The following is a 25,681-nucleotide window of genomic DNA, read 5'->3' as shown; positions in this document are numbered from 1 at the left end:
AATCAGGATGCCACCGCCCAACGACGTCGCACCGCTGAGCGCTCAGGCCCCGGCGCCCGCCGAGGCCGCGCCCGTGGCGGCGGAGGATCTCGCCAAATCGCCGGCGCGGTTCTTCAACCGCGAACTTTCGTGGCTGGCCTTCAACCGCCGAGTCCTGGCCGAGAGCATGAACCCGCGCCACCCCTTGCTGGAGCGGCTGCGGTTCCTGGCCATCAGCGCCAACAACCTCGACGAATTCTACATGGTCCGCGTCGCGGGCCTGAAAGCCCAGGTGCGCGAGGGCGTTCGGGCGGTCAGCCAGGACGGGCTCACCGCGGCCGAGCAGCTGCTGCGGGTCAACGAGACCGCCAGCGAACTGATGGCCGACCAGCAGACCCGCTGGCGCGAACTCTGCGCCGAACTGGCCGGCGAAGGGCTCCGCTACATCTCGGCCGACGAGGTGACGGCCGCCGAGCGGGCCAGCCTCGAGCAGCGCTTCCTGAACGAACTCTTCCCCGTCCTCACCCCGCTCGCCATCGACCCCGCCCACCCGTTCCCGTTCATCCCGAACCTGGCCTTCTCGCTGGTCCTCAAGATCCGCCGAATCTCGGACGGCCGGCAGCTCTACGCCCTCGCGCCCCTGCCGGCGCAGGTGGCCCGGTTCTGGGATGTGGCGCCCGGCCGCCAGGCGACGCGGCGAAAGTCGCAACGGCGGGTCATCTCCCTCGAGAGCATGGTCACGCTCTTCCTCGACCATCTGTTCCCCGACTGCGAGATCGAGGAACAGGGCGTGTTCCGCCTGATCCGCGACTCGGACGTGGAGATGGAGGAAGAGGCGGAGGACCTGGTCCGCGAGTTCGAAGCGCGCCTCAAGCAGCGCCGCCTGGGGTCCGTTGTCCGCGTGGAGCTCGAGGCGTCGACGCCGGAAGATCTCCGAGGCTTCATCTCAGGCAGCCTGCACGCCAATCCCGAAGACATCATCGTCATGGATGGCCTGCTGGGCCTGGACGAACTCAGCCAGCTCATCCCGGCCGATCGGCCGGACCTGAAGTTCAAGCCCTTCGAGGCCCGCTTTCCCGAGCGGATCCGCGACCACGGCGGCGACTGCTTCGCGGCGATCCGTGAGAAGGACATCCTGGTCCACCATCCGTTCGAGAGCTTCGACGTGGTGGTCCAGTTCCTGCGCCAGGCGGCCCGCGACCCCAACGTGCTGGCCATCAAGCAGACGCTCTACCGCACATCGAAGGACAGCCCGATCGTCGCGGCCCTGATCGAGGCGGCCGAGAACGGAAAGAACGTCACCGCGCTCATCGAGATCAAGGCGCGCTTCGACGAGGAAGCCAATCTGAAGTGGGCCCGCGACCTGGAACGCGCCGGGGTGCACGTCGTCTACGGCTTCATCGAGTGGAAGACCCACGCCAAGCTGTCGACCGTGGTGCGCCGCGAGGGCGAGCACCTGCGCAGCTACTGCCACTTCGGCACCGGCAACTACCACCCGATCACCGCGCGCATCTACACGGACCTGTCGCTGTTCACGACCGAGCCGCCGTTCGGCCGCGATGCGGCCAAGCTGTTCAACTTCATCACGGGCTACGCCCAGCCCGTGGGCCTGGAGCGCCTCTCGTTCTCGCCCGTCACCATGAAGCGAGACCTGCTGCGCCTGATCGGCCAGGAAGCGGAGAACGCCAAGGCCGGGAAGCCTTCGGCGATCTGGGCCAAGATGAACTCGCTGGTCGACCCCGAGATCATCGACGGCCTCTACGCCGCCAGCCAGGCCGGCGTGTCCATCGACCTGGTCATCCGCGGCATCTGCTGCCTGCGGCCGGGCGTCCCGGGCCTGTCCGAGAACATCCGGGTCAAGTCGATCGTGGGCCGCTACCTGGAGCACGGGCGGATCGTGGCCTTCGCCAACGGCCACCCCATGCCGTCGCACCATGCCCGCCTCTACATGTCGTCGGCCGACTGGATGCCGCGCAACCTCGACCGCCGCGTCGAGGTCATGACGCCCATCGAGAACCCGACCGTGCACCAGCAGGTTCTGCAACAGATCATGCTCGCGAACCTCAAGGACGAAGCGCAAAGCTGGACCCTCGACGCCGACGGCCGCTATAGGCGTGATCCTGCCTGGGACCACCCGAACGCCTTTTCGGCGCACGAGTATTTCATGACCAATCCGAGCCTTTCCGGTCGCGGGCAGAAGGTGAAAGACATGCCGCGCGCGATCGAAAATGTGGCCACGCGAGGATAGCGACACCCGCCCCGAAGGCCGCCAGGCCGCCGTCATCGACGTCGGATCCAACTCGGTCCGCCTGGTGATCTACCGCGTCGACGGGCGCGCGCTGTGGACCATCTACAACGAGAAGGTCGTCGCAGGGCTGGGCAAGGACCTGACCGCGACGCGCCGCCTGTCGCCCGACGGCGTGGAGGCCGCAGTGGGCGCCCTGCGCCGGTTCCGCGCCGCGCTGGACGGCTGGCGCGCGGATTCGGTGACGGCCTGCGCCACCGCCGCGGTCCGCGAGGCGGCTGACGGCAAGGCCTTCCTGAAGCGGGTGAAGGACGAGACCGGCCTCGACGTGCGCGTGCTCTCCGGCGAGGAAGAAGCGCGCTATGCGGCGCTGGGCGTCGTCTGCGGGCAACCCGACGCCGAGGGTGTGGTGGGCGACCTGGGCGGCTCCAGCCTCGAACTCGTGCGGCTGAACAGCTTCTCGAACATCGAGGGCGTCACCGTGCCGCTGGGCCCGTTCGCCTTGGGCGCGCCCAAGCCGCTCAACCTGGACCGGACGCGGCGGCTGATCGACGACCACCTGGCGCCGCTGGCGCCGCGATACGCCAGCCCCGAGTTCCACGCGGTCGGCGGCGCCTGGCGCAACCTGGCCCTGCTGCACATGCAGCTGGCGGACTATCCGCTGCACGTGGCGCACCAGTACGAGATCGGCCGTGGCGACGGGCTGGAGCTGGCGCGGTTCGTCCAGCGGCAGTCGCGGTCGTCGCTGGAGGGCATCGAGGGGCTGTCCAAGAAGCGGTTCGACACCCTGCCCTACGCCGCCGCGGTGCTGGAGCGGCTGATCGAGCGGCTGGGCGTGGAGCGGCTGGTGATCTCGGCCTATGGCGTGCGCGAGGGCCTGCTGCTGGAAGGCATGACGCCCGAGGTGCGGCAGCTGGATCCGCTGATCGAGGGCTGCGAGGCGCTGACGGCGCACCGCGGGCTCTCGCCGGGCCTGGGCCAGGCGCTGGAGGCCTGGGTCGGGCCGCTGTTCGAGAAGCTGCCGCCGCTGTTCGGCGAGCGCGACGGCGTGCTGATGGCCGCCGCCTGCCGCCTGGCCGACCTGGGAGCCTTCCTGCATCCGGACCATCGCGCCGACCTCGCCTTCGAACAGGTGCTGCGGGCGCCGCTCGCCGGCATGAACCATGCCGAGCGGGCCTTCCTGGCCAACGTCGCCTTCGCCCGGCACTCGGCCGCGCCGCAGCCGCCGGACGCCACCGCCGTCGGCCGCATCCTGACGCCCGAACGCCGGCAGCGGGCCCGGGCCCTGGGCTCGGCGATCCGGCTGGGCTCGGACCTGTCGGCCCGCAACCCGCGGCTGCTGGAGCGGTCCAGCGTGACGATCCGCGGCGACCGGCTCTCGCTCACCGCGCTTGGCGACTGGGGCGACATGCTGCTGGGCGAGCAGACCACGCGCCGCGCCCAGACCCTGGCGAACGCGCTGAAGCTGAAACTCGAGATGGGCTAGCAGGGATCGCGCGCGGCGATCCCCACCCGCGGGCCTTCGGCGCCGATCCGATCGAACCACCACCGTAGGGCCCATATGAAGAGGGCGGCGTCCCGGTCGCCCGGAACACCGCCCTCTAAAACAGATCCGTTGGGGGATCTGCGCCTGCTGGTGGGAGGGGGTCCTAGGCTCCGCTGGCAAGCCAGCTCGGCTCGGATCCGTCTCCCGTGCCCCTCCTCCGCTTCCGATCCCGGGTCGCCCCGGAACCATCGTCTCGGGAGAGGCCGCCTGCCCGCTTCGCCTTCCGGTCGCCCGGTCCGCCGCGCCGCAGTTCCTCTCGGCAAGGAGAGGTTCACTTAAGACCGGCCGGCCCGCAACGTTGTCTTGGCGCGGCCCTGTGAAGAGTCCGTGGCGCCGCCGGTGCAGAACCTGTGGACGGTCGGATAACAGCGTCCGAAACCGTCGTTCGATCAGGCGCTTGCAGTTATCCCAAGGATCGCGCGGCTTAGCCGGCCGAGGCGGCTCGCGGGGCGCGGCGGACTTCGACGACGCGGACGCGGGAGCCGTCGAGCACCAGGGCCAGTTCGCCCTTCTTGAGCTTCAACGCGTCCTCGCCGAACGCCTCGCGGCGCCAGCCCTTGAGCGCGCCGACGTCGGCCTCGTCGTCGTTGGCGATCTGCTCCAGGTCGGAGACGGTGGCGATCAGCTTCGAGGCCACGTTGGCCTCCTCGGCGCGCGCCTTCAGCAGCACCTTCAGCAGCTCGACCACGGCGCCGGCGGCCGGCGAGGCCGACTGGCGCGGCTTCTCCACCACGGGGGCGTAGGCCTCGGGATCCCTCAGCGCCTCGCGGATGGCGGCGACCAGGTCGGGCCCGAAGCGCGAGCCCGAGAAGCCCTTGGGCACCGAGCGCAGGCGGTCCAGCGCATCGGCGTCGGTCGGCGCCTGGGTGGCGATCTCGTCGATGGCCTCGTCCTTGAGGATCCGGCCGCGCGGCTGGTCGCGCAGCTGGGCCGTGCGCTCGCGCCAGGCGGCGACGGCGCGATAGACGGCCAGGTACTTGGCGGTGTGCCGGCGCGGGCGCAGCCGCCGCCAGGCGTTCTCCGGCTCGACGTCGTAGTTCGCCGGGTCGGTCAGGTCGTTCATCTCGTCCTGGACCCAGGCGAGGCGCCCTTCCCGCTGCAACCGGTCGCGCAACATCGGGAACAGCTTGGCCAGGTGGGTCACGTCGGCCAGGGCGTAGGTGAGCTGGTTGTCGGTGAGCGGGCGGCGGGCCCAGTCGGTGAAGCGGCTGGACTTGTCGAGCTCGATCTTCAGCATCTGGCGGACCAGGGCGTCATAGGCGATCTGCTCGCCGTAGCCCGCGGCCATGCCGGCGACCTGGGTGTCGAACAGCGGCCTGGGCATGGCCTGCAGGTTGTTGAAGATTTCCACGTCCTGCCGGGCGGCGTGGAAGACTTTCAGGATCGACGTGTCCCGCATGATCGCCAGGAACGGTTCGAGATCCAGGCCCTCGGCCAGCGGATCGATCGTGGCCTCGGCCGACGGCGCCGCCGCCTGGATCAGGCACAGCTTCGGCCAGTAGGTGGTTTCGCGCATGAACTCGGTGTCCACGGCGACGAACGGCTGGCCCTTGATCTTGTCGCAGAACGCCGCGAGTTCGGCGGTGGTAGTGATAGGCGTCATAAATCAGCTATAGCCCCGCGCGCGGACGACTCCAGTCCGCAAGCGCGTCTCTCTGCACTCCAAGTCCGGGTTCGTAAATGTCCGAACGGCCAAACGGTCTCACCTATGCGCAGGCTGGCGTCTCGATCGACGCCGGAAACGAGCTCGTCGAGCGCATCAAGCCGCTGGCGAAATCCACCCGCCGGTCGGGCTCGGAACCGTCGTTGGGCGGGTTCGGCGCCCTCTTCGACCTGAAGGCGGCCGGCTACGACGACCCGCTGCTGGTCACCACCACGGACGGCGTCGGCACCAAGCTGAAGGTGGCCATCGAGACCGGGATGCACGGCACCGTCGGCATCGACCTGGTCGGCATGTGCGTCAACGACCTGCTGGCCCAGGGCGCCGAGCCGCTGATGTTCCTGGACTACTACGCCACCGGCAAGCTGGACGTGGAGGCCGCCGCCTCGGTGGTGGCCGGGATCGCCGAGGGCTGTCGCCAGGCGGGCTGCGCTCTGGTGGGCGGCGAGACGGCCGAGATGCCCGGCATGTACGCCGAGGGCGACTACGACATGGCGGGGTTCTGCGTCGGCGCGGTCGACCGCGACAAGGTGATCCCGCGCCTGGGCGACCAGAGGGCCGGCGACATCCTGGTGGGCCTGGGCTCGTCCGGCCCGCACTCCAACGGCTATTCGCTGATCCGCCGCATCGTCGAGCGCTCGGGCCTCAGCTGGGACGCCCCCGCCCCGTTCGCCGAGGGCAAGACCCTGGCCCAGGCGCTGCTGGAGCCGACGCGGATCTACATCAAGACCGTGCTGCCGCACCTGAAGGCCGGCCGCATCAAGGGCCTGGCCCACATCACCGGCGGCGGCCTGGTGGAGAACCCGCCGCGCGCCATCGCCGACGGCCTGGTCCCGCGCTTCGACTGGAACGCCTGGGCCCTGCCCCCGGTGTTCGACTGGCTGGCCAAGACGGGCGGCGTCTCGGAGCAGGAGATGCGCCGGACGTTCAACTGCGGCCTCGGCCTGGTGCTGATCGTCGATCCGCACGACCTGCCCGACGTGCTGGAAGGCCTGGTGCGCGACGGCGAGGACGCCTTCGTGGTGGGCGAACTGGCGACGGCCTAGCACCGTCCCTCCCTTAATGGGGAGGGACAGGCCGCGCAGCGGCCAGGGTGGGGAGACTTCGATCCTCCCCCTCCTCCGCGTTTTCGCACCACACAGCCCCACCCTGCTCGCCTCCGGCGAGCTGTCCCTCCCCATTAAGGGAGGGACGGTCACGCCGAGCTTTCCCAGTCGAGCTCCTCGACCTGCGCATCGAGCGCCGCCTGCGGCGGGTCGGCCAGCTCGCGCCAGCGGGCGATGGCCTGCGGCGCGAAGCCCAGGTCCAGCGCCACGCGCGCGATCTCGTCGTCCAGCGGGATCGCGGCGAAATCGGATTTCAGGCAAGCCTCGGTGACGGCCACCTCGATCCCCTCGCGCCGCCAGGCGAACGCCTCGCAGGCGGCGCGAGCGACTTCCGCCTCGGACACCTCGACACCCTCGATCTCCAGCCGCTCGGCCTCGTCCCAGCTCAGGCGCATCAGCGCGGTGCGCAGCTCGCCGACCCGGCGCGCGACGGCGGCCCCGCCCGGCTTTGGCGGCGGAATGTCGGCCTGCACGCGGGCGGCGGCGGCCAGGTCGCGCTTCAGCCGCGCCTTGATCGCCAGCGTCTGGCGATACGACCGCGCCGCGCGCTGATAGCTGCGCCCCAGCCGGTTGGCCTCGTCATTGTCCTCGGCGGCCAGCGCCCGGCGCGCGAAGTCCCGCGCCAGCTCCAGGTCATGCCGCGCGATCTCCGCGAGGCCGGCGGCCTCTTCTTCGGTGATGTCGAGGGCGTCCCACATGTCGGGTGGGAATGTAGGGGGCGTGTGCGTCAGAAGCGGACGTGGATTGGAAGGCCTTCAACTGATCATAGACATACGGAAGGTCCCCACCGGCAATCTCTGGTGGTAACCTACAGCGACCCGCAATGGCGTTCGCGGCTGCCGAAGCTACTAAAACGCGAGGAGCCGATCACAGATGCCATCGAGCGTGGGAAACGCGTCGCCAGCTTCCCTCGCGATCGCGAGCTTGGTTCCGATGTGCATCATATTCTTGCCGAAGCCGCCGGGGTAGCCGAACCGATCACTAGCGTCGGCGTGAAGTGCCTCCCAACGGTCCTTGCCTACGTCCGCCTGGAGTGCGTCTCCGAGATTGGTGGGCCAGACCGTGTAACTCGCGTGCGCGATGATGGCGGTAGGGAACGGCTTCGTCGGATCTCCTCCTAGCAATCGGAGAAGCGCCACATTGTCGTTGAGGTGCTTCGGCTGCCTCGACGGATCGGTTTGGTCGCTGTCCGCGTCAAAGATCGTGTACGTGGGTATGGCGAGCCGACGTGCAACAATTAGCGGTCGAATGAGCTCGCTCTTCCCGTTCGCAGGAACGATATGACATCCGCGGCGCCGAAACTCGGTGATCCGGTCCGTGAGGAGTATCCACGAGGTAAGGTAAGCTAGGTCTTCAAGGCCTTCGACAAGAACCAATCGCGGCGTGAAGAACATTTCGTTCAGGCTTGGCTGAAGCGCTTGATTTAGCCGAGCGAGAGTCTGGTCCAACGGCACAACGGCAGCCCCCGTGGCAGTAGCAACATCGTCGCCAACTTGCTGGATCGACGCCTGCCGTACGACTGATTTCCGCTCTTCCGGAATGCGGCGGACCATTCGTACGGCCTCGAAGCCAGCGCCCGTGATGAAGTGTGGGCTATGCGTTGAAACAATCACCTGGGCGTTTCCCTCGCTCAGGCTCTGCAGGACGCCGGATAGGTGCCGAGCCTGTGGAGGGTGCTGGTAGAGCTCCGGCTCTTCTATCCCCAGGATGAGTGTCGGAGCGTCCTGTTCATCAGCCGACGCAAGCTCCTGAAGCAGGGCCAGAAGGTACGACCTTTGTAGGCCATGCCCGAACCGCGCCAATTCACCCTGGAAGTCGCCTTCGCCAGCTACCATTCGCGCGAACGGCTCTTCAACCGACACCGCCTTTTTGCCGTCTTGATCCCAAGTGAGGCTGACCGTTGTTTCCGGGTGGGCCCATTCTCCGAGACGAGCTTGCAGGGCCTTTGACAGTTCTTCGAGCGTCGCCTGTCGCCCATCCAAAAGAGCTTGGTACTGAGTGAGCGCGTCCTGCTTCAGCTTTGCGAGCTCTTCGTCAAACTTTACAGCCCCACGGACCTTACGAGCCAGGAGGCGCCCCAACGCCGTATTGCGCGCTTCGAGCTGTTCCTTGGTCGCATCCTTGACGGCGGGCACATAGACCCATTGCACCTGCTCTGCGAGCCGGTTGGCCCCTTTGCTAAATCCGTAGAACTGGTCGTTACTCGGAATGAGTACACAGGCCTCGGGATGGGCGTCTTCGTACGCGCGAAGCGCACTTCGCATCGCGTCCTTCGTTCTTTCATCGGGCAACTCAGGATGTGCCGCTCGCGCATTTGCGTAGCGATCCCGAAGCACATCGACTTTCTCACCTGCCTTCTCCGCGCCGAAGAAGGCCTTGAAGATCGGAATTCCTAGGCGCTGTCCAAACTGCTCGACTGCAGCATGGCCGGTGGTCGGATCGAAAGTCGCTTCCGCTGAGATTGTGAGGCGTCCCTGCCGCGCGTAGCCCGCAAAGCTCGCCTGCGCCGCCTCGCTCAGGTCTGTGAAGGTGACAGTGATGACGATTGGTTGGTCGGTGTTCTGGAGATGAAAGTCCTGAGCATCCAGCTCGCTCATATTTGTCGAGGCATTCTCGACTTCCCGGAAGAAAATATTCAGCGCGCATAGCACCGTGGATTTGCCGGCTCCGTTGGCCCCGACAAGCGCCGTATAGTCGTCGAAAATTACTTCTTCATCTTCAAACGCACGCAGGTTCTGTATTCGGATTTTCTCGATTTTCATGCCGCCCCCGTCGCCCCTAAACGACACCGCCTTGCTATCATCCCACGGTAGCGCTCGCCATTTAATCAGCGAAGAGCTGTAATCCTAGAGGTCTTGTTGGGTCACGAAGGATCTAGAAATCGGTCGAGAACCGTTAAACTAGGTGAGAGCTGCTGACGGTCCGCTTTGCGGCCCAACCCGTTGCTGGCGCGGGTGGCGGGGCCATCGGCGGTGGCGGTCGCCGGCTGCGGGGCCTGGATCCTGGCGTCGGCGTTCGACGCGCGGTGGCCGTCCGTGGCGATCATGGTGGGGTCCGCGGTCGTGCTGATCTGGGCCTGGTGTGGGCAGCGCCCCCTCCGTCTCGGCGCGGGGCGCCGATCCATCTCCCCCGCTGCGCAGGGGAGGAGCGGGTGGGCGGTCCCCTCCTCCGCAACTTCCCCGCCGATGGCGCGTTCGGCGGCTGAGCCTTGTCGGGAGTTCGCCGTGAAACATGCCTTGCTGTTCCTGCTGCCGGCGGCGCTGGCGGCGTGCGCGACGCCGGGGCGCTATTCCGGGCAGCTTTCCAGCTATGACGGGCTGGAGGCCAAGGACGGGACGGTGCGGACCAGCGTGGTCCGGCGCAGCGACAAGGACCGGCTGGCGGACGTAAGCCGGGTGACGATCCGGCCGGCGCGGCTGGCGCAGAACAAGGACACCGCCTGGCTGACGCCGCAGGAGCGCGAGGTGCTGCTGCGGGAGGTGGACGCGCAGCTGTGTTTCGAGCTGACCGAGCGGTTCGCCCTGGCGCGGCCTGGAGCCACCGGGGCCGAGAAGGCCGACGCCGAGGTGCGGGCGGTGGTGACGCGGGTGGAGCCGACGGGCCGGGCGGCCTCGGCGCTGTCGGCGGCCAGCGGCTTCTTCATTCCCGGGCCCCTGGGCCTGCGCGTGCCGGGCACGGTGGGCGGGCTGGGCGCCGAGGCCGAGATGATCGGGCGGGACGGCAAGCAGGCCGCCGCCCTGGTCTGGAACCGCAACGCCACGCCGATCGGCACCGACGATCCGTCGCTGAGCCGCATCGGCGACGCCCTGCAGTTCGCCGAGCCGTTCGGCGACACGGTGGGGGCGGTGATGACGCCGAAGGACCACAAGAGCCGCAAGATCGAGGACCCGGACCCGTGCGCGGAATACGGCCCGCGGTTCCGGCCCGAGGGCTGGCTGGCGAGCGCCGCCACCGGCCTCTATATCCCCGCCGCCAGCAAGGCGAAGGCCGACAAGGACGAGGACAAGCCCAACTCATGACCGCCCGCCAGATCGCGATCGTCGCCGCCGTGGTGTTCGCCATCGCCTCGCCGATCGTGCAGATGGGCGCCGGCGTGGGCCTGACGGCGGCGGAGTTTTCCCGCAGCGGCGACGGCACCCTGCGGGCGGCCGGCTACGCCTTTTCGATCTGGAGCGTGATCTACGCGGGCCTGGTGGCGTTCGCCATCTATCAGGCCCTGCCCCGCCGGCGGGACGACGCGCTGGTCGACGCGGTGGCGGGGCCGGCGGTGGTGGCGATCGTCGGGACGGGCCTGTGGATCTGGGCCTCGGCGCTGGACGCGCGCTGGCTGACGGTGGCGATCATCGTGGTGTCGGCGGGGTATCTGGTCTGGGGGCTTGTGCGGGCGTTGGGCCCCCTCCGTCTCGACGCGTTTTCGTGGGCCGAGCGGGCCCTGGTGCTGTGGCCGCTGGGGATGCTGGCCGGGTGGCTGACGGTGGCGTCGGCGCTGAACATCCTGACGGTGATGACCGCCGAGGGCCTGCTGGACGGCGTGGCGCGGACGGCGGCGTGCGCCGGGATCGTGGCGGTGCTGATCGTGGCCCTGGCCGTGCTGCGGGCCACGCGGCTGGCGGCCTATGGCGTGCCGGTGGCTTGGGGGCTGGCGGCGGTGTGGGTCGCCGAGCGCGCAGCCAAGGGCGACGTGGCGGCGCTGGCCCTGGGCGCCGCGGTGCTGGTGGGCGCCTATGCGGCGTGGCAGGCGTGGGCGGGGTTGCGGGCGCCGGCGCGGTGACCGCCGAACTCCGCCGGCGTCGCGTCATCGGCTGACGATGGTCGCCAGAAAGGCCTGATGGGCGGCGTCGAGCGCCTCAAGGTCGAAGCGGTTGGCGACCCCGACGCGGCCTTCCTCGACCACCTCCTCGGCCGTCCGGCGAAGGGCGGAGATCCGCTCGTCCCGCGGCTCGATCCCGGCCACCGCGCTCAGCACCGTCATGAGATGAAGCAGCACCGCGGGGGTGCGCCCGGCCGCCTGGCGGATCATCGGGAACATCGCCTGGATCAGGTCGTCGTAGGTGAGGTCCGGGATCAGCAGCCGGGGCTGGCCGTCGTGGCGGATCACGCCGCTGCGGAACTCGCGCGACGCCAGCCGGGCGAGCGTCGCGCCCAGGCGGTCCAGAACGCTGATCGCCGTGCGGGGATCGTTGATGCCGGGCGAGAGGGCCCGCACCGCCACCTCGACGAGCTGCAGGACCGGATAGGTCAGGTCGTCGGCCCCGCCCGCCTGGGCGCTCAGGGCGGTCGCGTCGTGCAACGCCTCGCCGGCGCCCTCCACCGGCGGACTGACCAGGGCGATGGGCGCGCCGGGGTAGACGAACATGCCCGGCCGCACGAGGAGGCGAATGGTCGTGTCGTGCTCCGCCGCCCATTCGGCGAGGCCCCCGGCGTCGATCTGCTGCAGGTAGCCCGAGGTCTCGAACCGGACGGCGGCGGCGCCGCGCCAGTCGATGTCGACGAGGGCGGGCTCGTCCCTGTCTGGCCAGGTCAGGCGATCGATGTCGCGCCGGACGTCGTCATAGACCAGGTCGATCACGGTATCGACGTTGATCCGGGTCGCGACGTGGTGAACGAAGTAGACCATCAGGGCGATGCAGGCGCCGGACAGGACGAGGCCGACCGTGACCCCCAGCGACGGGACGAACGGGCTCTCTTCCCCGCCCCTTACCGACCGCAGGACGATCAGGGCGTAGGCGAAGGCGCCCAGCAGCACCCCGAGGGTCAGCTGGTTGCCGCGGTCCCTGACGAAGTTGCGCAGCAGGCGCGGGCCCATCTGGCTGGACGCCAGGGAGAGGGCGGCGATGGTGATCGAGAACAGGGTGCCGGCGACGCCGATGGTCGACGACGCCATGGCGCCCAGCAGGGTGCGGGCTCCGGTCTCTCCGCCGCCATAGATCCAGCCCGACGGCAGCCAGTCCGGCAGGGCGCCCCAACGCTGGATATCGACCACCAGCAGGCCCAGCCCGGCGAGGAGGACCACGATGGCGGCCGGCAGCACCCAGAAGGCGTCCGCGAGGCTGCGCCAGAACTTCCGAACGCGTGCGATCATCCGGCTCTCCCGCCCGGCGCCGCCATCGGCGTCCGAGGTGGTTCGCAAACCACGAAGCGGCGCCGTGGTTCCGCCGGCGCCGGCGGCGTGCGCCCGGGCGGCCGCTACCGCAGCGACGCGTTGATGCGGTCGAGGGCGGACTGGCCGGGGACGAGTTCGGCTTCGGCGAGCTGGTTGAGGGGCGTGTCCACCGTGCCGACGGCGTCGTGGAGGTCGCCGGCTTCGGGGTCGACGAAGAGCAGGCCGGTGACGATCTGGCCCCTCGCCTGCCGCGCCTGGAGGTAGCCGAGCGCCTGGGCGCGGCTCCCGGGGTTGTAGAGCTCGTTCAGCTTGTGCAGCGACAGGATGGAGCCGTCGTGCTGCTGCACGCGCACCGTCTCGCCGGGCTTGTAGTCCACGTGGATCGGGTCGCGCGGGGTGATGACGTCCAGCCGGTTCACCGCCTCGTTGTGCTCGCGCACATAGTCGAAGCTCTTGGTCGAGCCGTTGTGGTTGTTGAACTGCACGCAGGGGCTGATGCAGTCGATGAAGGCGGCGCCCTTGTGGGCCAGGCCGGCCTTGATGAGCGGGACGAGCTGGGCCTTGTCGCCCGAGAATGAGCGGCCGACGAAGGTGGCGCCCATCTGCAGCGCCAGGCTGACCATGTCGATGCCGGCGTCGTGGTTGACCACGCCGCGCTTGGACTTGGAGCCCTTGTCCGACGTGGCGGAAAATTGCCCCTTGGTCAGGCCGTACACGCCGTTGTTCTCGACGATGTAGAGCATGTTGACGCCGCGCCGGATGGCGTGGGCGAACTGGCCGAGGCCGATGGAGGCGCTATCGCCATCGCCCGAGACGCCCAGGTAGATCAGCTCGCGGTTGGCGAGGTTGGCGCCGGTCAGCACCGAGGGCATGCGGCCGTGGACGGTGTTGAAGCCGTGGCTGGCGCCCAGGAAGTAGTCCGGCGTCTTGGACGAGCAGCCGATGCCGCTGAGCTTGGCGACGCGGTGGGGCGGCAGCTCCAGCTCGAAGCAGGCCTGGATGATCGCGGACGAGATGCTGTCGTGGCCGCAGCCGGCGCAGAGGGTGGAGACCGAGCCCTCGTAGTCGCGCCGGGTGTAGCCCAGGCTGTTGGTGGGCAGGCTGGGATGATGCAGCTGGGGCTTGAGGATGTAGGTCATTCGGCGGCCTCTACACGGCCCGTTCCGGCCTGGGCTGTCTGCATGCGCTGGCCGATGGCGCCGGCGATGAACCGGGCGGTGATCGGCGTGCCGTCGTAGTGGAGGATCGAGACCAGCCTGGCCGGGTCGACGTCGCCCTCGGTGATCACCAGGGTGCGCAGCTGGGCGTCGCGGTTCTGTTCAACCAGGTAGACGCGCTCATGCTGGGCGATGAAGTCGAACACCTCGTCGGCGAAGGGGAAGCCGCGAACGCGCAGGGCGTCGAGGCGCAGGCCCTGCGCCTCCAGCATCTCCAGCGCCTCGTGCATCGCGGGCGTGGTGGATCCGAAGTAGATGACGCCCTCGGTCGCCTTGCCTTTCGCGGGGCGCAGGATGGGGGCTGGGACCAGGCTCTTGGCGGTGTCGAACTTGCGGAGCAGGCGCTCCATGTTGTCGACATAGACCGCCCCCTCCTCCGAGTAGCGGGCGTAGGGATTGCGCGACGTGCCGCGGGTGAAGTAGCCGCCCTTCGTCGGGTGGGTTCCGGGATAGGTGCGGTACGGAATGCCGTCGCCGTCCACCTCCTTGTAGCGGCCGAAGTCGGCGCCCGCCTCGAGCATCTCGGCGGTCATCACCTTGCCGCGGTCGAGCCGGCGGCTGTCGTCCCAGCGGAAGGGCTCGGTCAGCCACTCGTTCATGCCGATGTCGAGGTCGAGCATGACGAAGACGGTGGTCTGCAGCCGGTCGGCCAGGTCGAAGGCCTGGGCGCCCATCTCGAAGCACTCGCCCGGATCGGCGGGCAGCAGCATGGGGTGCTTGGTGTCGCCGTGGCCGGCGTAGGCGGCGGCCAGCAGGTCGGCCTGCTGCGTGCGCGTGGGCATGCCGGTGGACGGGCCGCCCCGCTGGACGTCGAAGATCACCGCAGGAATCTCGGCGAAGTAGCTGAGACCTATGAATTCCGTCATCAGCGAGACGCCGGGGCCGGAGGTGGCCGTGAAGGCGCGGCAGCCGTTCCAGCCGGCGCCGACCACCATGCCGATCGAGGCGATCTCGTCCTCGGCCTGGATGATGGCGCAGCGGGCCTTTCCGGTCTCAGGATCCGTCCGCAAGTCATGGCAATAGCTGGTGAAAGCCTCGGCCAGGGAGGTCGATGGCGTGATCGGGTACCAGGCGCAGACGGTGGCGCCGCCATAGACCGCGCCGAGGGCGGCGGCGTTGTTGCCCTCGACATAGATCCGGTCGCCCACCGCGTCGGCGGGGCGCACCTGCAGCGGCAGCGGAGCCAGGTTGGAGCGGACGTAGTCCAGGCCCATGCGCAGGGCCTCGATATTGGCGGCGATCAGCCGGTCCTTGCCCTTGAAGTCCTCCACCAGCAGGGCCTCGATGGCGAGCGGGTCGATGCCAAGAAGTCCCGCCAAGGCCCCGACATAGATGGTGTTCTTGAACAGCTGGCGCTCGCGCGGAAGCTCGTAGGCCTCGTTGCACATGGCCGTCAGCGGCACGCCGATGATGGTGATGTCGTCGCGGAAACGCGAGAGCGGCATCGGCTTGGTGGAGTCATAGAACAGGAAGCCGCCGGCCTCGATCTCGGCGAGGTCGCGGTCCCAGGTCTGCGGGTTCATGGCCACCATCAGGTCGACGCCGCCGCGCCGCCCCAGGTGTCCCGCCTCGGTGACCCGCACCTCGTACCAGGTGGGCAGGCCCTGGATGTTGGACGGGAAGATGTTGCGCGCCGCGACCGGCACGCCCATCCGCATCACCGAACGCGCGAACAGGCCGTTGGCGCTGGCCGAGCCCGAGCCGTTGACGTTGGCGAACTTGACGACGAAGTCGTTGATCCGGGGCTCACGCACGGGCCGCGCCCTCCGCATGCGTCATCTCGAGATAGAACTTCTGCATGTCCCACGCGCCGGTCGGGCACCGTTCGGCGCAGAGGCCGCAGTGCAGGCAGACGTCCTCGTCCTTGGCCATCACCCGGCCGGTGGGCAGCTTGCCCGAGACGTAGAGGTCCTGGGTCAGGTCGGTCGCCGGCGCCTTCAGGCGGGTGCGCAGATCCGCCTCCCCCTCTTCGCTATCGGCCGCGTCCTCGGTGAAGGTGATGCAGTCCATCGGGCAGATGTCGACGCAGGCGTCGCACTCGATGCACAGCTTGTCGGCGAACACGGTCTGGACGTCGCAGTTCAGGCAGCGCTGCGCCTCGCGCAGGCCCAGCTCGCGGTCGAAGCCCAGCTCCACCTCCAGCCGCACGTCCTTCAGCGCCTCGCCCTTGTCGCGCAGGGGCACGCGGTAGCGGTGGTCGTTGGAGACGTCGTTGTCGTAGCTCCACTCGTGGATGCCCATCTTCTGGCTCACGAGGGTCACGCCCGGCGCCGGGCGGGCGCTCACGTCCTCGCCCTGGCAGAACTTGTGGATCGAAATGGCCGCCTCGTGGCCCTGGGCCACCGCCCAGATGATGTTCTTCGGCCCGAAGGCGGCGTCACCGCCGAAGAAGACGTTGGGCAGCGTCGACTGGAACGTGGCCGGGTCGACCTGCGGCATGCGCCACTCGTCGAACGCCAGGCCGATATCCGTCTCGATCCAGGGAAAGGCGTTCTCCTGGCCCACGGCCACCAGCACGTCGTCGCACTCGTAGTGTTCGTCCGGCTCGCCCGCGGGGACGAGCCGGCGTCGGCCCCGCGCGTCGGTCTCCGCCTTCACGACCTCGAACAGCACGCCGGTGAGCCGCCCATCCTCGTGGGTGAAGGCCTTGGGCACGCGCATGTTGAGGATCGGGATGTCCTCGTGCATGGCGTCCTCCTTCTCCCAGGGGGACGCCTTCATCTCCTCGAAGCCGGAGCGGACGATCACCTTCACGTCTTCGCCGCCCAGGCGGCGCGAGGTGCGGCAACAGTCCATGGCGGTGTTGCCGCCGCCCAGCACGATGACGCGGCGGCCGATCTTCTCGATGTGGCCGAACGAGACCGACGAAAGCCAGTCGATGCCGATGTGGATGTTCGCGGCGGCCTCCTGGCGGCCCGGCAGGTCCAGGTCGCGGCCGCGCGGCGCGCCGGAGCCGATGAACACGGCGTCGTAGTCCTCCGCCAGCAGGGCCTTCAGGCTGTCGATCCGCTGGCCGAAGCGCATCTCCACGCCACCCAGGGCCTGGACGTAGCCGACCTCCTCGTCGATCACCTCCTCCGGCAGGCGGAAGCGCGGGATCTGGCTGCGGATCATCCCGGCGGAGCGGGCCTCGCCGTCGAAGATGGTGAGCTGGTAGCCGAGCGGGGCGAGGTCGCGGGCGACGGTGAGCGAGGCCGGGCCGCAGCCCACGAGGGCGATCTTCCTGCCGTTGGGCGCGGCGGCGGGCGGCGGCATCAGGGAGGTGACGTCGGACTTGTTGTCGGCCGCCACCCTCTTCAGGCGGCAGATCGCCACCGGCTCCTCTTCCACCCGGCCTCTTCGACAGGCGGGCTCGCAGGGACGATCGCAGGTCCGCCCGAGGATCCCCGGGAAGACGTTCGATTTCCAGTTGATCATGTAGGCGTCGGAGTAACGGCCCTCGGCGATCAGGCGGATGTACTCTGGGACGGGGGTATGGGCCGGGCAGGCCCACTGGCAGTCTACGACCTTGTGAAAGTAGTCGGACTCAAGCTCACGCGTGCGCTGCAACACTCGCTTCCTTCCCGGATCGCTCTGCTCCCGGGGCCAGGAAGTCGAACTCTGCGCTGGGCAGAGATGGCTCCGCGCCCCGACGCGGCGTTAGAAAAACACGTTACGTCCGCGCCGCCGCGGAAGCCAACCGATTCCTGATCACGGTTCACCGATTTCTGGCCCGTCAATCCCGAAGACCAGCGGTCACCTGGATATCGCAGGGGCATGACCTTCCACACCACACTGTGATCGCGCCGCGGGCGTTTCGCGCGCCTGGGCCGTTGGCGGCTGTGACAGGTGAATGATACCTTAATCGTGGGAGAGGGCTCCGCCGTGGCGGGGCTGATGGGAGACGACCTTATGGACATGCCGCAGGAACGCGTGCCCGAAACCGTGGCCGCCGCCTTCGAAGACCTTGAAGCCGCTTTCATGCCGCTCGACCCGGCCGAAGCCCTGGACCTGCACCGCGCCATCAATGAGCGCCGCGCCCAGGTGGAGAACGGCGAGGCGTTGAGGCACCTGCGCTCGCTCTAGGGGAACTCGGCGAGCCGGGCCTGCGCAGGCGGCCGGCCCTAGGCGAAGGCCATCAGCGCTCGACCGTCGACCGCTGCATCGGGGCGAGTTTTGCCAGGAAGCGGTTCTGGTCGCGGAAGCCGATCTTCTCCTTCTCCATCGCGGTCTGGAGATGTTCGACCAGGGCGTTGAAGTCGGCGTTTTGTATGCCGAGGTCCTTGTGGGCGCTTCGCATGTCCCGGCCGGAATAGGTGCAGCCGCCATTCAGGATGTAGCAGAACTGCTCCTTCAGCGTCCGGCGCAGCCGCACCATGTCGTGGGCCTCGAAGATGCCCTGGATGCGCGGATCCTTGAGGCTGAGGTCGACGAGTTCATCGACCACGCGGTCCACGCCAGCCTGGCCGTGGAAGGCCTTCCACATGGCGTCGCCCTCGAAGGGCTTGGATCCGGCGTTGGCGTCGGACTGGGTGTAGGGAGCCACGGCCTCCTCGTCGGGGTGCTGCGGATTGGGGTTCTCAGGCGGCGCACCGGCGGCTAGGGCCGCAAGAAGGATGAGGACCTTCATCATCAGAAGCCTGCCTGAACGGAGAGGTAGAGGCCACGCTGGCCCTTGTAGGTGGCGACGGTCCCGAGGTCGGCGTAGGCCGCTGTCACCGAGAGGTTCTTGTTCACCGCATAGGCCGCGAACAGGTCCCACCAGTCGTCTTCCTTGAGCCCCAGGTTGTTGGGCTTGGAACGGTATTCGCCGCCGACCAGCAGGCGCTTCGACAGCAGCACGCCGGCTGAGCCTTCGAACTGCAGGGTGTAGTCGTCCTTGCCGCCAGGGCCGCCGAACCCCAACAGGCCGGTCTGGTTGGCCCGGGTGGCGCGGACCGTACCATTCAAGACGACGCTCTCGGCGAGCAGCACCTTGGTGGCCGAAACGTAGTAGTCGACGCCGTCGTCGTCCTGGCCGCCCAAGAGCGCAATGATCGGGGCCTTGGCGGCGTTCTTATACTGGGCGCCTATCGCGACCTGCGGGACCCAGGTGTCCTGATTGTACACGGCGTCGCCCAGCACCCTGACCTTCACGCCCACCACGTCCTGGTGGAAGGTGAAGCCGTCGCCCAGGCCCAGCTTGGCGCCCGTGCGCTGGGTGTCGAAATTCTGGCGGGCGTACGATAGCTCGATCCGGTCGAAGAGGCCGACCGCTGCGCCGTAGGCCCGGAACTGGTAATCCGGCAGCTCCACCAAGGTGGCGTGAATGTTGGCGCCGACACCGTCGCGGGTCTCGTACCCGGTGATCGTGGCCCAGCTGGCCAGGCCGCCCCCGCCGGAGCCCTCTATGCTCGTTACCCCGCCGGTGAGCAGAAGCTTGCCCAGTGGGCGCAGTTCATCGGCCGAGGCCGCCCCGCCGCACAGAAGTGACGCAACGCCGACCAACAGCGCGATGCAACACCGTCTCATGAACTGCAGCCCCAACACCAGATTGTTCGAGCTCGACTATCAGTTGAAGCTTTACATCTGGTTCAGGCGAACGGCGGTACTGATCACGCCATGAAACCTCTCGTGCTCGGCCTGACCGCCGCCCTCCTGGCCTCTCCGGCGATGGCCGGCGACATCACGGTCGATGTCCGCGATGCGGCCGGCAAGCCCGTGCCGAACGCCGTGGTGATGATCCGTCCGGCAGGCGGTGTCCCTGCCGGCAAGCCCATGCGGGTGAGCTGGCCGATGGTCATGGCGCAGCAGAACGTTCAGTTCAGCCCCTACGTCCTGATCGTGCCACTGGGCTCGACCGTGAGCTTCCCCAACAAGGACAAGGTGCGCCACCACGTCTACTCGTTCTCGGCGCCCAAGAAGTTCGAGCTGAAGCTCTACGGGAAGGACGAAAGCCGGACGGTGACGTTCGACAAGCCGGGCGCCGTCTCGCTGGGCTGCAACATCCACGACTCGATGATAGCTTTCATCTACGTGACCGAGACCCCCTACGCGGCGAAGTCGGGGGCCGATGGGGCGGCCACCGTGCAGGACGTTCCGGGCGGGGCGGGTCAGTTGACGGTCTGGCACCCGGACCTCAAATCTCGCACGCTCGCAGGCCGGGCGTTGGCAGTGGCCGGCGCGGCGCAACGCACCGCCATCACCATCGACCTGCGACCTTCGCAGGCCCGGTAAGGGTATTGGGCTAGATTCGGCTCTGCGCGGGCTGGCTTTCGGTCAGGAACGCCACGAGCTGGTCGAGCGGCTGAGGCTTGGCGATCAGATATCCCTGGGCCATGTCGCAGCCCATGGCGGCCAGCACCGAAAAACAGTCCTCGGTCTCGATCCCTTCCGCGACAACACGCAGCCCCAGGCTGTGGGCCAGGTCGATGGTGGACCGGACGATCAGGGCGTCGCGCTGACTGACGGTCACGTCCTTCACGATGCCGCGGTCCAGCTTCAGCTCGTGGCCACGGATCTGCTTGAGGTAGGCCAGCGACGAGAGGCCTGAGCCATAGTCGTCGATCGAAATGGAGATTCCCATATCAGCGAAGGCGTCCAGCATGCCCAGCGCCACTTCCGGGTTCTCGATCACCGCGGTCTCCGTGACCTCGAAGCAGACCTTGCCTGCCGCCCCCCTCACCGCCTCGGCGCAGAAGGCGACGAAGTCGGGCTCGCCCAGAACGCGGCCCGAGATGTTCACCGCCACGCTGATCTCGTGACCGCGTTCGGCCAGGGCGCGCTGATCCTCGACGGCGCGCCGCACCACCCATTCGGTGAGAGTGCGGATATGGCCGGTCTCCTCGGCCATGGTGATGAAGACGTCGGGGAAGATCATCCCGCGGGTGGGATGGTTCCATCTCACGAGCGCCTCCGTGCCGGTCACGGCGCGCGCGCGCATGTCGTACTTGGGTTGGTGCCAGAGAACGAGCTGGTCCTGCAGGATGCCGGTCAACAGGTTGGACATCAGGCTGAGGTTCGCAGCCGGGTCGCCGTAGGCCTCGGCGTTGAAGACGGCGATTTGCCGGCGGCTCGCGCGCGCCTGATCGAGCGCGATGCTGCCCCGTTCCACCGAGGCGGCGGCCTGGCCGTCCTCGAGCGGCGCCAGGCCAAGGCTGAGCGCCACGTCGATGGGCTCGCCGGCCACGCGCACCGGCCGCTCAAGGGCGGCGATCAGGGACGCCGCGTCGCCCAGGACCACGGTCTCGTCTTCGCCGGTCAGGACGAAGCCGAGCATATCGGCCGAGATCCGCGCCACGCCGCAGGCCGGGGCCAGGCCGGCGAGACGGTCGCCGACCATCCGCACGGTCTCCGCGGCCAGCTTGTGGCCGATGGCGTGGCGCATGTGGCTGAAGCGGTCGAGGCCAAGCACGCACACGAACACCTGGCCGGGTGGCCGGTTCGTGAAGCCCTCGGTCACGCGCTCCAGCGCCAGCCGGTTGGGGAGGCCGGTCTCCAGGTCGTGCAGCGCCTGATGGGTGATCTTGCGCTCGCGCTCTCGCATCTCGGCGGCCATGGCGTTGAAGCTCTCGGCCAGTCGGCCGATCTCGTCGCCGCTCTCTATCGCCACCCGGGCGTCCTCGCCGCGCTGCAGCCGTTGAGCCGCCTCGTCCAGGGCCGAAATCGGCCGGGTGACGCCGCGCGCCAGCGCCCAGCTGCCCCAGCTCACCACCGCCATGCCGGCCAGACCCATCAGGCCGACGATGACCAACAAGGGCCGATAGGGCGCCAGCGCCAGCGCCAGAGGATAGCGCAACAGCAGAACGGCTCCGCCGTTCGCCTCGATGGCGGGCAGGCGCTTCACGAGCGCCACCGTGGGTCCAGTCTCGAGTTTCAGGATCGCGGGCCCGGCGTTGGTCGTCAGCGAGGCGTCGATCACCCTGCGCACGGCCAAGCTATCGAGCTCTGCGCCGGCCCTGGGATTGGTCCAGCTCCCATCCGCTGCGCGATGCAGGACGATGGCGTCGAGGGGAATGGCCGACAGGCGCTCCAGAGCGCGCATCTCCTTGGCGTCCAGGCGGACGGCGAACACCACCCAGCCGATCCGCTCGGGCGACAGCACCGGCGCGCTGACCAACTGGTGCGGCTCGCCGCCCAGCATGAAGACGCCCGACGGGTCGTCTGCGGCCTCAAAGGCCTTGGACAGCGCCGCCCGGTCCACGGCGGCGAAGTCGGCGCCGATGACCTGCCCGTCGGCGTCGACCATGAACGCGTAGTCCACACCCATGCGGCGTCGGAGGTTTTCCAGCGCCGAGGCGATCGTTGGGGCGTCGCGGGTCGCTGCTGCCGCGCGGAAGCCGAAGTCGCGGGAGAGCAGGCTTGCGCCTTCCTGCAGGCGCTCGGACCGCAGCGACCAGACACGATCGAAGACTGTGCCCGTGGCTGCGAGTTCGCTGCGCACCTGCCGCTCGGCAGCGCCCGAGATCGCGAGGAACACGGCGAGCGAGACCACAAGCAGCACCGCGCCGAAGAGGCCCGCGTAGAGGACCGTCAGCCGGGTCGAGATGCGTCTGAACTTCCGCTGGGCCGGCCGCGCCGCCGCGACCGCACGACTGGCGGAGCGGATGACCCGGAACATGGGTGCGAAAGGCCGCATCCGGCTGGCCATACCGAACCTTCCTGAATCGCCCGTAAAGCCTGAAACCGAAAAGCTTTCCGCCTTGCGCAGATCGGGCCGCCCATTCCCGCCGCACCCCGAACGTCTGCTCTTGGCGCGGCGCCGACATCGTCGCGCCCCCTCGGCCACCCGCCGCTGCGCGGGCGGAGGCAAAGAAAAGGCCCCGGGCTTGCGTCCGGGGCCTTCGCTATATCTCAAGCCTGGGTCCCCGCATTCGCGGGGATGAGCGGCCGATTATTCGGAATAGCCGTCCGGCAGGTCGTCTTCCTTCATCAGCTCGTCCTTGCTGACCTTCTTCTCTTTGACCTTGGCCTTGGAGACGATGAGGTCGACCACCTTGTCCTCGAAGATCGGGGCGCGGAGCTGGGCCTGGGCGTTCTGATTCTCGCGCAGCAGGTTGAACACCTGCTGGGCCTGCGGACCGTACTTGATGGCTTCGCGGCGGATCGCCTCGTTCAGCTCCTGCTCGGTCACCTGGACGTTGTTGGCGCGGCCGATCTCGGCCAGCACCAGGCCCAGGCGCACGCGGCGCTCGGCGATCTTGCGGTATTCCTTGGTGAGCTGCTCCTCGGACTTCTCGGCGTCCTCGGGCGGCAGCTGGCCGGATTCCTTGTCCTGCTGCACCTGGCCCCAGATCGAGGCGAACTCGGCCTCGACCATCTTGGGCGGCAGCGGGAAGTCGTGCTTGGCGTCCAGCTCGTCGAGCAGGGCGCGCTTCAGCTTGAAGCGCGAGGCGCCGGCGTACTGTTCTTCCAGGTTGCTCTTGATCAGCTCCTTGAGCTTCTCGAGGCTCTCGAGGCCCAGGCGGGTGGCGAACTCCTCGTCGACGGCGGCTTCCACCGGGCCGCGGACTTCCTTCACCTTCACCTCGAACTCGGCCTCCTTGCCGGCCAGGTTCGCGGCCTGGTACTCAGCCGGGAAGGTCACCTTGACGAGCACGTCGCTGTCGGGCTTGGCGCCGACCAGCTGTTCCTCAAAGCCCGGGATGAAGCTGCCCGACCCCAGCACCAGCGGGGTGTCCTCGGCCGTGCCGCCCTCGAAGGCGACGCCGTCGATCTTGCCGACGAAGTCGATCAGGACCTGGTCGCCGTCCTTGGCCTTCACGGTCTTGCCGGTCTTGGCTTCGTAGTTCTTGTTCTGGCTGGCCAGTTCGGCCACGGCCTCGTCCACTTCCTTGTCGGTGGGCGTGTAGACCGGCTTGGTCAGCGACAGCGTGGCGCCGTCCACCGGCTCGAATTCCGGCATCAGGTCGATCGACAGCTCGTAGGCGAGGTCGGCCTTGCCATCCATCACCGCGTCGATGTCGCCTTCCGGCTTCAGCTCGGGCTCGCCGGCCGGGCGCAGCTTGTTGTCGTCCAGGATCTTCTGGGTGGTCTCGGTCAGGCTCTGCTGGACCACTTCGCTCATCAGCGACTTGCCGTACAGGCGACGGACGTGGGCCGGCGGCACCTTGCCGGGGCGGAAGCCCTTCACGTTGAGGGTCGGGGCGATCTCCTTGATCCGCGCTTCAAGGCGCTCGGCCAGATCGGAGACGGGGACCGTCACGCCGTAAACGCGGCTCAGGCCTTCGCCAGACTTCTCAACGATTTGCATCGACATTCTCAAGTTTCCCGGACCCGAGCGCGTCGGTGCGCCCTGTCCGTCTCAAAGCCAAACGGGGAAGGCCGCCGAACAGGGCCCGGCGGCGCGAAGCGGCCCTTATGTCACGTGAGGCCGGCCCCTCCAAGCCCCCTGCCCCTTGACGCGGACCGCGCCGCCCGCGATGGCAGGGCCCCTACCCCACGCGGATGTGGCGGAATTGGTAGACGCACTGGATTTAGGTTCCAGCGCCGCGAGGCGTGGAGGTTCGACTCCTCTCATCCGCACCATCCTGCTTCGCTCTTCGAGCGTCGCAGGACCGACGGCCGGGAGTTGCGAAGCCGCGAGGCTCCGAAGCCTTGGCGCAGGCGGGCTCCCCACGCTAAAGGCCGGCCATGTCGAACGGCGTGCTCTTCGTCCACAACAACTTCCCCGGCCAGTTCGGGGACCTGGTGCAGACGCTGCTGGCCCGCGGCGTGCCGTGCATCGCGCTGGGCCAGGAGCACTCGACCGCCCTGAACGGCGTCAAGCTCGCCCGATACGCCCTGGCGCGCGGATCGACGCCGGGCATCTTCCACCTGGCCACGCGGGCCGAGGCCGACCTGATCCGCGCGCGCGGCGCCTATGACGCGGCCCAGGCGCTGAAACTTGAGGGCTGGGACCCGGCCGTGATCGTTGGCCACCCCGGATGGGGCGAGATGACGTTCCTCTCCGAGGTCTTCCCGAACGCCAGGACCGTCACCTTCGCCGAGTTCTACTACCACGGCCGCGGCTACGACGTGGGCTTCGACCCGGAGTTCGGGACGCCCGACATCGACACCGTCCTGCGCGCCGACGCGAAGAACGGCATGATGGCCATGGCCTATGCCGAGGCGGACGCGATCGTGACGCCCACCCGCTTCCAGGCCGGGACCCTGCCCCGCCGCTTTCAGGACGCGGTGCGCATCATCCACGAGGGCGTCGACATCGACGCGATCCGGCCGGCGCCCGCGGAACCGTTCGCCCTGGCCGACGGCCGGGTCATCGCGCCCGGCACGCCGGTCATCACCCACGTGAACAACCACATGGAGCCGCTGCGTGGGCTGCACATCCTGGCGCGGTCCCTGCCCCGCCTGCTGGCCGAGGTTCCGGACGCCCAGGTGCTGCTGATCGGGGATCCCACCCGCAAGCCCTACGGGGCGCCGACCGCGGACGGACGGACCTGGCGCGATGTGTGCTTCGAAGGCGTCGACTACGATCCCGCCCGGGTGCACTTCCTGGGCCGCGTGCCGCACGCACGGATGCTGGCGGCGCTGCGCCTGGGCGTCGCCCACGTCTACTACACCTACCCCTTCGTGCTCTCGTGGTCGCTGGCGGAGTCGATGGCCTCGGGCTGCTACGTCATCGGCTCGGACACCGGGCCGGTGCGCGACGCGATCCAGGACGGCGTGAACGGCCGCCTGCTGCCGTTCTTCGACGTCGCGGCCTTGTCGGACGCGCTGATCGCCGCGTGCCGCGACCCCGAGGCCTCGCGCCCGCTGCGCGTCGCGGCCCGGGCGACGGCAGAGAAGATGTTCAGCCGCGCGAAGGGCCGGGAGGCCTGGATCGGGCTGCTGCGCGAGTTGGGGCTGAAGATCCCGGGGTAAGGCGC

19 protein-coding genes and 1 tRNA gene are annotated in these 25,681 nt (G+C 68.6%); 9 read left to right on the top strand and 11 right to left on the bottom strand.

Annotation, left to right across the window (positions count from 1 at the left end; translation table 11 throughout):
- Positions 1-7: 7 nt before the first annotated feature.
- On the top strand, positions 8-2,227 hold the full coding sequence (locus ACODSY_RS13035) for an RNA degradosome polyphosphate kinase (RefSeq protein WP_488952176.1): 2,220 nt from the start codon (positions 8-10) through the stop codon (positions 2,225-2,227).
- Positions 2,208-3,710, top strand: a complete 1,503-nt coding sequence (locus ACODSY_RS13030; RefSeq protein ID WP_488952175.1) for a Ppx/GppA phosphatase family protein — start codon at positions 2,208-2,210, stop codon at positions 3,708-3,710. The genes ACODSY_RS13035 and ACODSY_RS13030 overlap by 20 nt, the downstream gene beginning before the upstream one ends.
- 484 nt (positions 3,711-4,194) lie before the next feature.
- Here ACODSY_RS13030 and rnd read toward each other — a convergent pair whose 3' ends face one another.
- Positions 4,195-5,373 carry a ribonuclease D gene (gene rnd, locus ACODSY_RS13025; RefSeq protein WP_488952174.1) on the bottom strand — a complete coding sequence of 393 codons (1,179 nt, stop codon included), beginning with the start codon at positions 5,371-5,373 and terminating at the stop codon, positions 4,195-4,197.
- 77 nt (positions 5,374-5,450) lie between these two features.
- Between rnd and purM the strand changes: the two genes are divergently transcribed.
- Complete coding sequence (gene purM, locus ACODSY_RS13020; RefSeq protein ID WP_488952173.1) at positions 5,451-6,476, top strand: phosphoribosylformylglycinamidine cyclo-ligase; 1,026 nt, start codon at positions 5,451-5,453, stop codon at positions 6,474-6,476.
- 149 nt (positions 6,477-6,625) lie between these two features.
- Here the strand turns inward: purM and ACODSY_RS13015 are convergent, their stop codons facing one another.
- Positions 6,626-7,234, bottom strand: a complete 609-nt coding sequence (locus ACODSY_RS13015; RefSeq protein ID WP_488952172.1) for a hypothetical protein — start codon at positions 7,232-7,234, stop codon at positions 6,626-6,628.
- Between the two features lie 150 nt (positions 7,235-7,384).
- A complete protein-coding gene (locus tag ACODSY_RS13010) occupies positions 7,385-9,298 on the bottom strand; it encodes an ATP-dependent nuclease (protein WP_488952171.1) in 1,914 nt (637 codons plus the stop codon).
- Between the two features lie 462 nt (positions 9,299-9,760).
- Here ACODSY_RS13010 and ACODSY_RS13005 point away from each other — a divergent pair, with 462 nt between their 5' ends.
- Positions 9,761-10,555: a DUF3313 family protein gene (locus ACODSY_RS13005; RefSeq protein WP_488952170.1), complete on the top strand. Its 795-nt coding sequence runs from the start codon at positions 9,761-9,763 to the stop codon at positions 10,553-10,555.
- The gene (locus ACODSY_RS13000; RefSeq protein ID WP_488952169.1) at positions 10,552-11,307 is read left to right on the top strand and encodes a hypothetical protein; all 756 of its coding nucleotides are present in this window, start codon (positions 10,552-10,554) and stop codon (positions 11,305-11,307) included. Before ACODSY_RS13005 ends, ACODSY_RS13000 begins: the two co-directional genes overlap by 4 nt.
- Positions 11,308-11,331: 24 nt before the next feature.
- Here ACODSY_RS13000 and ACODSY_RS12995 read toward each other — a convergent pair whose 3' ends face one another.
- The 4 genes from ACODSY_RS12995 to ACODSY_RS12980 form a co-directional block, all read right to left on the bottom strand.
- Positions 11,332-12,618 (bottom strand): DUF2254 domain-containing protein, encoded by a 1,287-nt coding sequence (locus ACODSY_RS12995; protein WP_488952168.1) that lies wholly within the window; start codon positions 12,616-12,618, stop codon positions 11,332-11,334.
- Between the two features lie 104 nt (positions 12,619-12,722).
- Positions 12,723-13,778, bottom strand: coding sequence for a 2-oxoacid:ferredoxin oxidoreductase subunit beta (locus ACODSY_RS12990; protein ID WP_488952167.1), 1,056 nt, complete (start codon positions 13,776-13,778; stop codon positions 12,723-12,725).
- Complete coding sequence (locus ACODSY_RS12985; RefSeq protein ID WP_488952166.1) at positions 13,775-15,610, bottom strand: 2-oxoacid:acceptor oxidoreductase subunit alpha; 1,836 nt, start codon at positions 15,608-15,610, stop codon at positions 13,775-13,777. The genes ACODSY_RS12990 and ACODSY_RS12985 overlap by 4 nt, the downstream gene beginning before the upstream one ends.
- A complete protein-coding gene (locus ACODSY_RS12980; RefSeq protein ID WP_488952165.1) occupies positions 15,603-17,405 on the bottom strand; it encodes an FAD-dependent oxidoreductase in 1,803 nt (600 codons plus the stop codon). Before ACODSY_RS12980 ends, ACODSY_RS12985 begins: the two co-directional genes overlap by 8 nt.
- Positions 17,406-17,732: 327 nt before the next feature.
- On the opposite strand from ACODSY_RS12980, the gene ACODSY_RS12975 reads away from it, so the two are divergent.
- The gene (locus ACODSY_RS12975) at positions 17,733-17,921 is read left to right on the top strand and encodes a hypothetical protein (RefSeq protein ID WP_488952164.1); all 189 of its coding nucleotides are present in this window, start codon (positions 17,733-17,735) and stop codon (positions 17,919-17,921) included.
- A gap of 52 nt (positions 17,922-17,973) precedes the next feature.
- Here ACODSY_RS12975 and ACODSY_RS12970 read toward each other — a convergent pair whose 3' ends face one another.
- Positions 17,974-18,468, bottom strand: coding sequence for a group I truncated hemoglobin (locus ACODSY_RS12970; RefSeq protein WP_488952163.1), 495 nt, complete (start codon positions 18,466-18,468; stop codon positions 17,974-17,976).
- Positions 18,468-19,346 carry a DUF3034 family protein gene (locus tag ACODSY_RS12965; RefSeq protein ID WP_488952162.1) on the bottom strand — a complete coding sequence of 293 codons (879 nt, stop codon included), beginning with the start codon at positions 19,344-19,346 and terminating at the stop codon, positions 18,468-18,470. The genes ACODSY_RS12970 and ACODSY_RS12965 overlap by 1 nt, the downstream gene beginning before the upstream one ends.
- Positions 19,347-19,436: 90 nt before the next feature.
- On the opposite strand from ACODSY_RS12965, the gene ACODSY_RS12960 reads away from it, so the two are divergent.
- Entirely contained in the window at positions 19,437-20,051 is a 615-nt protein-coding gene (locus ACODSY_RS12960; RefSeq protein WP_488952161.1) for a methylamine utilization protein, read from the top strand.
- Between the two features lie 10 nt (positions 20,052-20,061).
- Here the strand turns inward: ACODSY_RS12960 and ACODSY_RS12955 are convergent, their stop codons facing one another.
- Complete coding sequence (locus ACODSY_RS12955) at positions 20,062-22,464, bottom strand: bifunctional diguanylate cyclase/phosphodiesterase (RefSeq protein WP_488952160.1); 2,403 nt, start codon at positions 22,462-22,464, stop codon at positions 20,062-20,064.
- 243 nt (positions 22,465-22,707) lie between these two features.
- Complete coding sequence (tig, locus tag ACODSY_RS12950) at positions 22,708-24,066, bottom strand: trigger factor (protein ID WP_488952199.1); 1,359 nt, start codon at positions 24,064-24,066, stop codon at positions 22,708-22,710.
- A gap of 190 nt (positions 24,067-24,256) precedes the next feature.
- On the opposite strand from tig, the gene ACODSY_RS12945 reads away from it, so the two are divergent.
- Positions 24,257-24,341: transfer RNA gene (locus ACODSY_RS12945), tRNA-Leu, on the top strand.
- Between the two features lie 105 nt (positions 24,342-24,446).
- On the top strand, positions 24,447-25,676 hold the full coding sequence (locus tag ACODSY_RS12940) for a glycosyltransferase (protein WP_488952159.1): 1,230 nt from the start codon (positions 24,447-24,449) through the stop codon (positions 25,674-25,676).
- The last annotated feature ends 5 nt before the right edge of the window (positions 25,677-25,681 follow it).

The sequence above is a fragment of the Phenylobacterium sp. FG114 genome (assembly GCF_057809855.1).
Note: the sequence above shows the minus strand (reverse complement) of the source record. Positions and strands in the feature narration are given on the sequence as shown.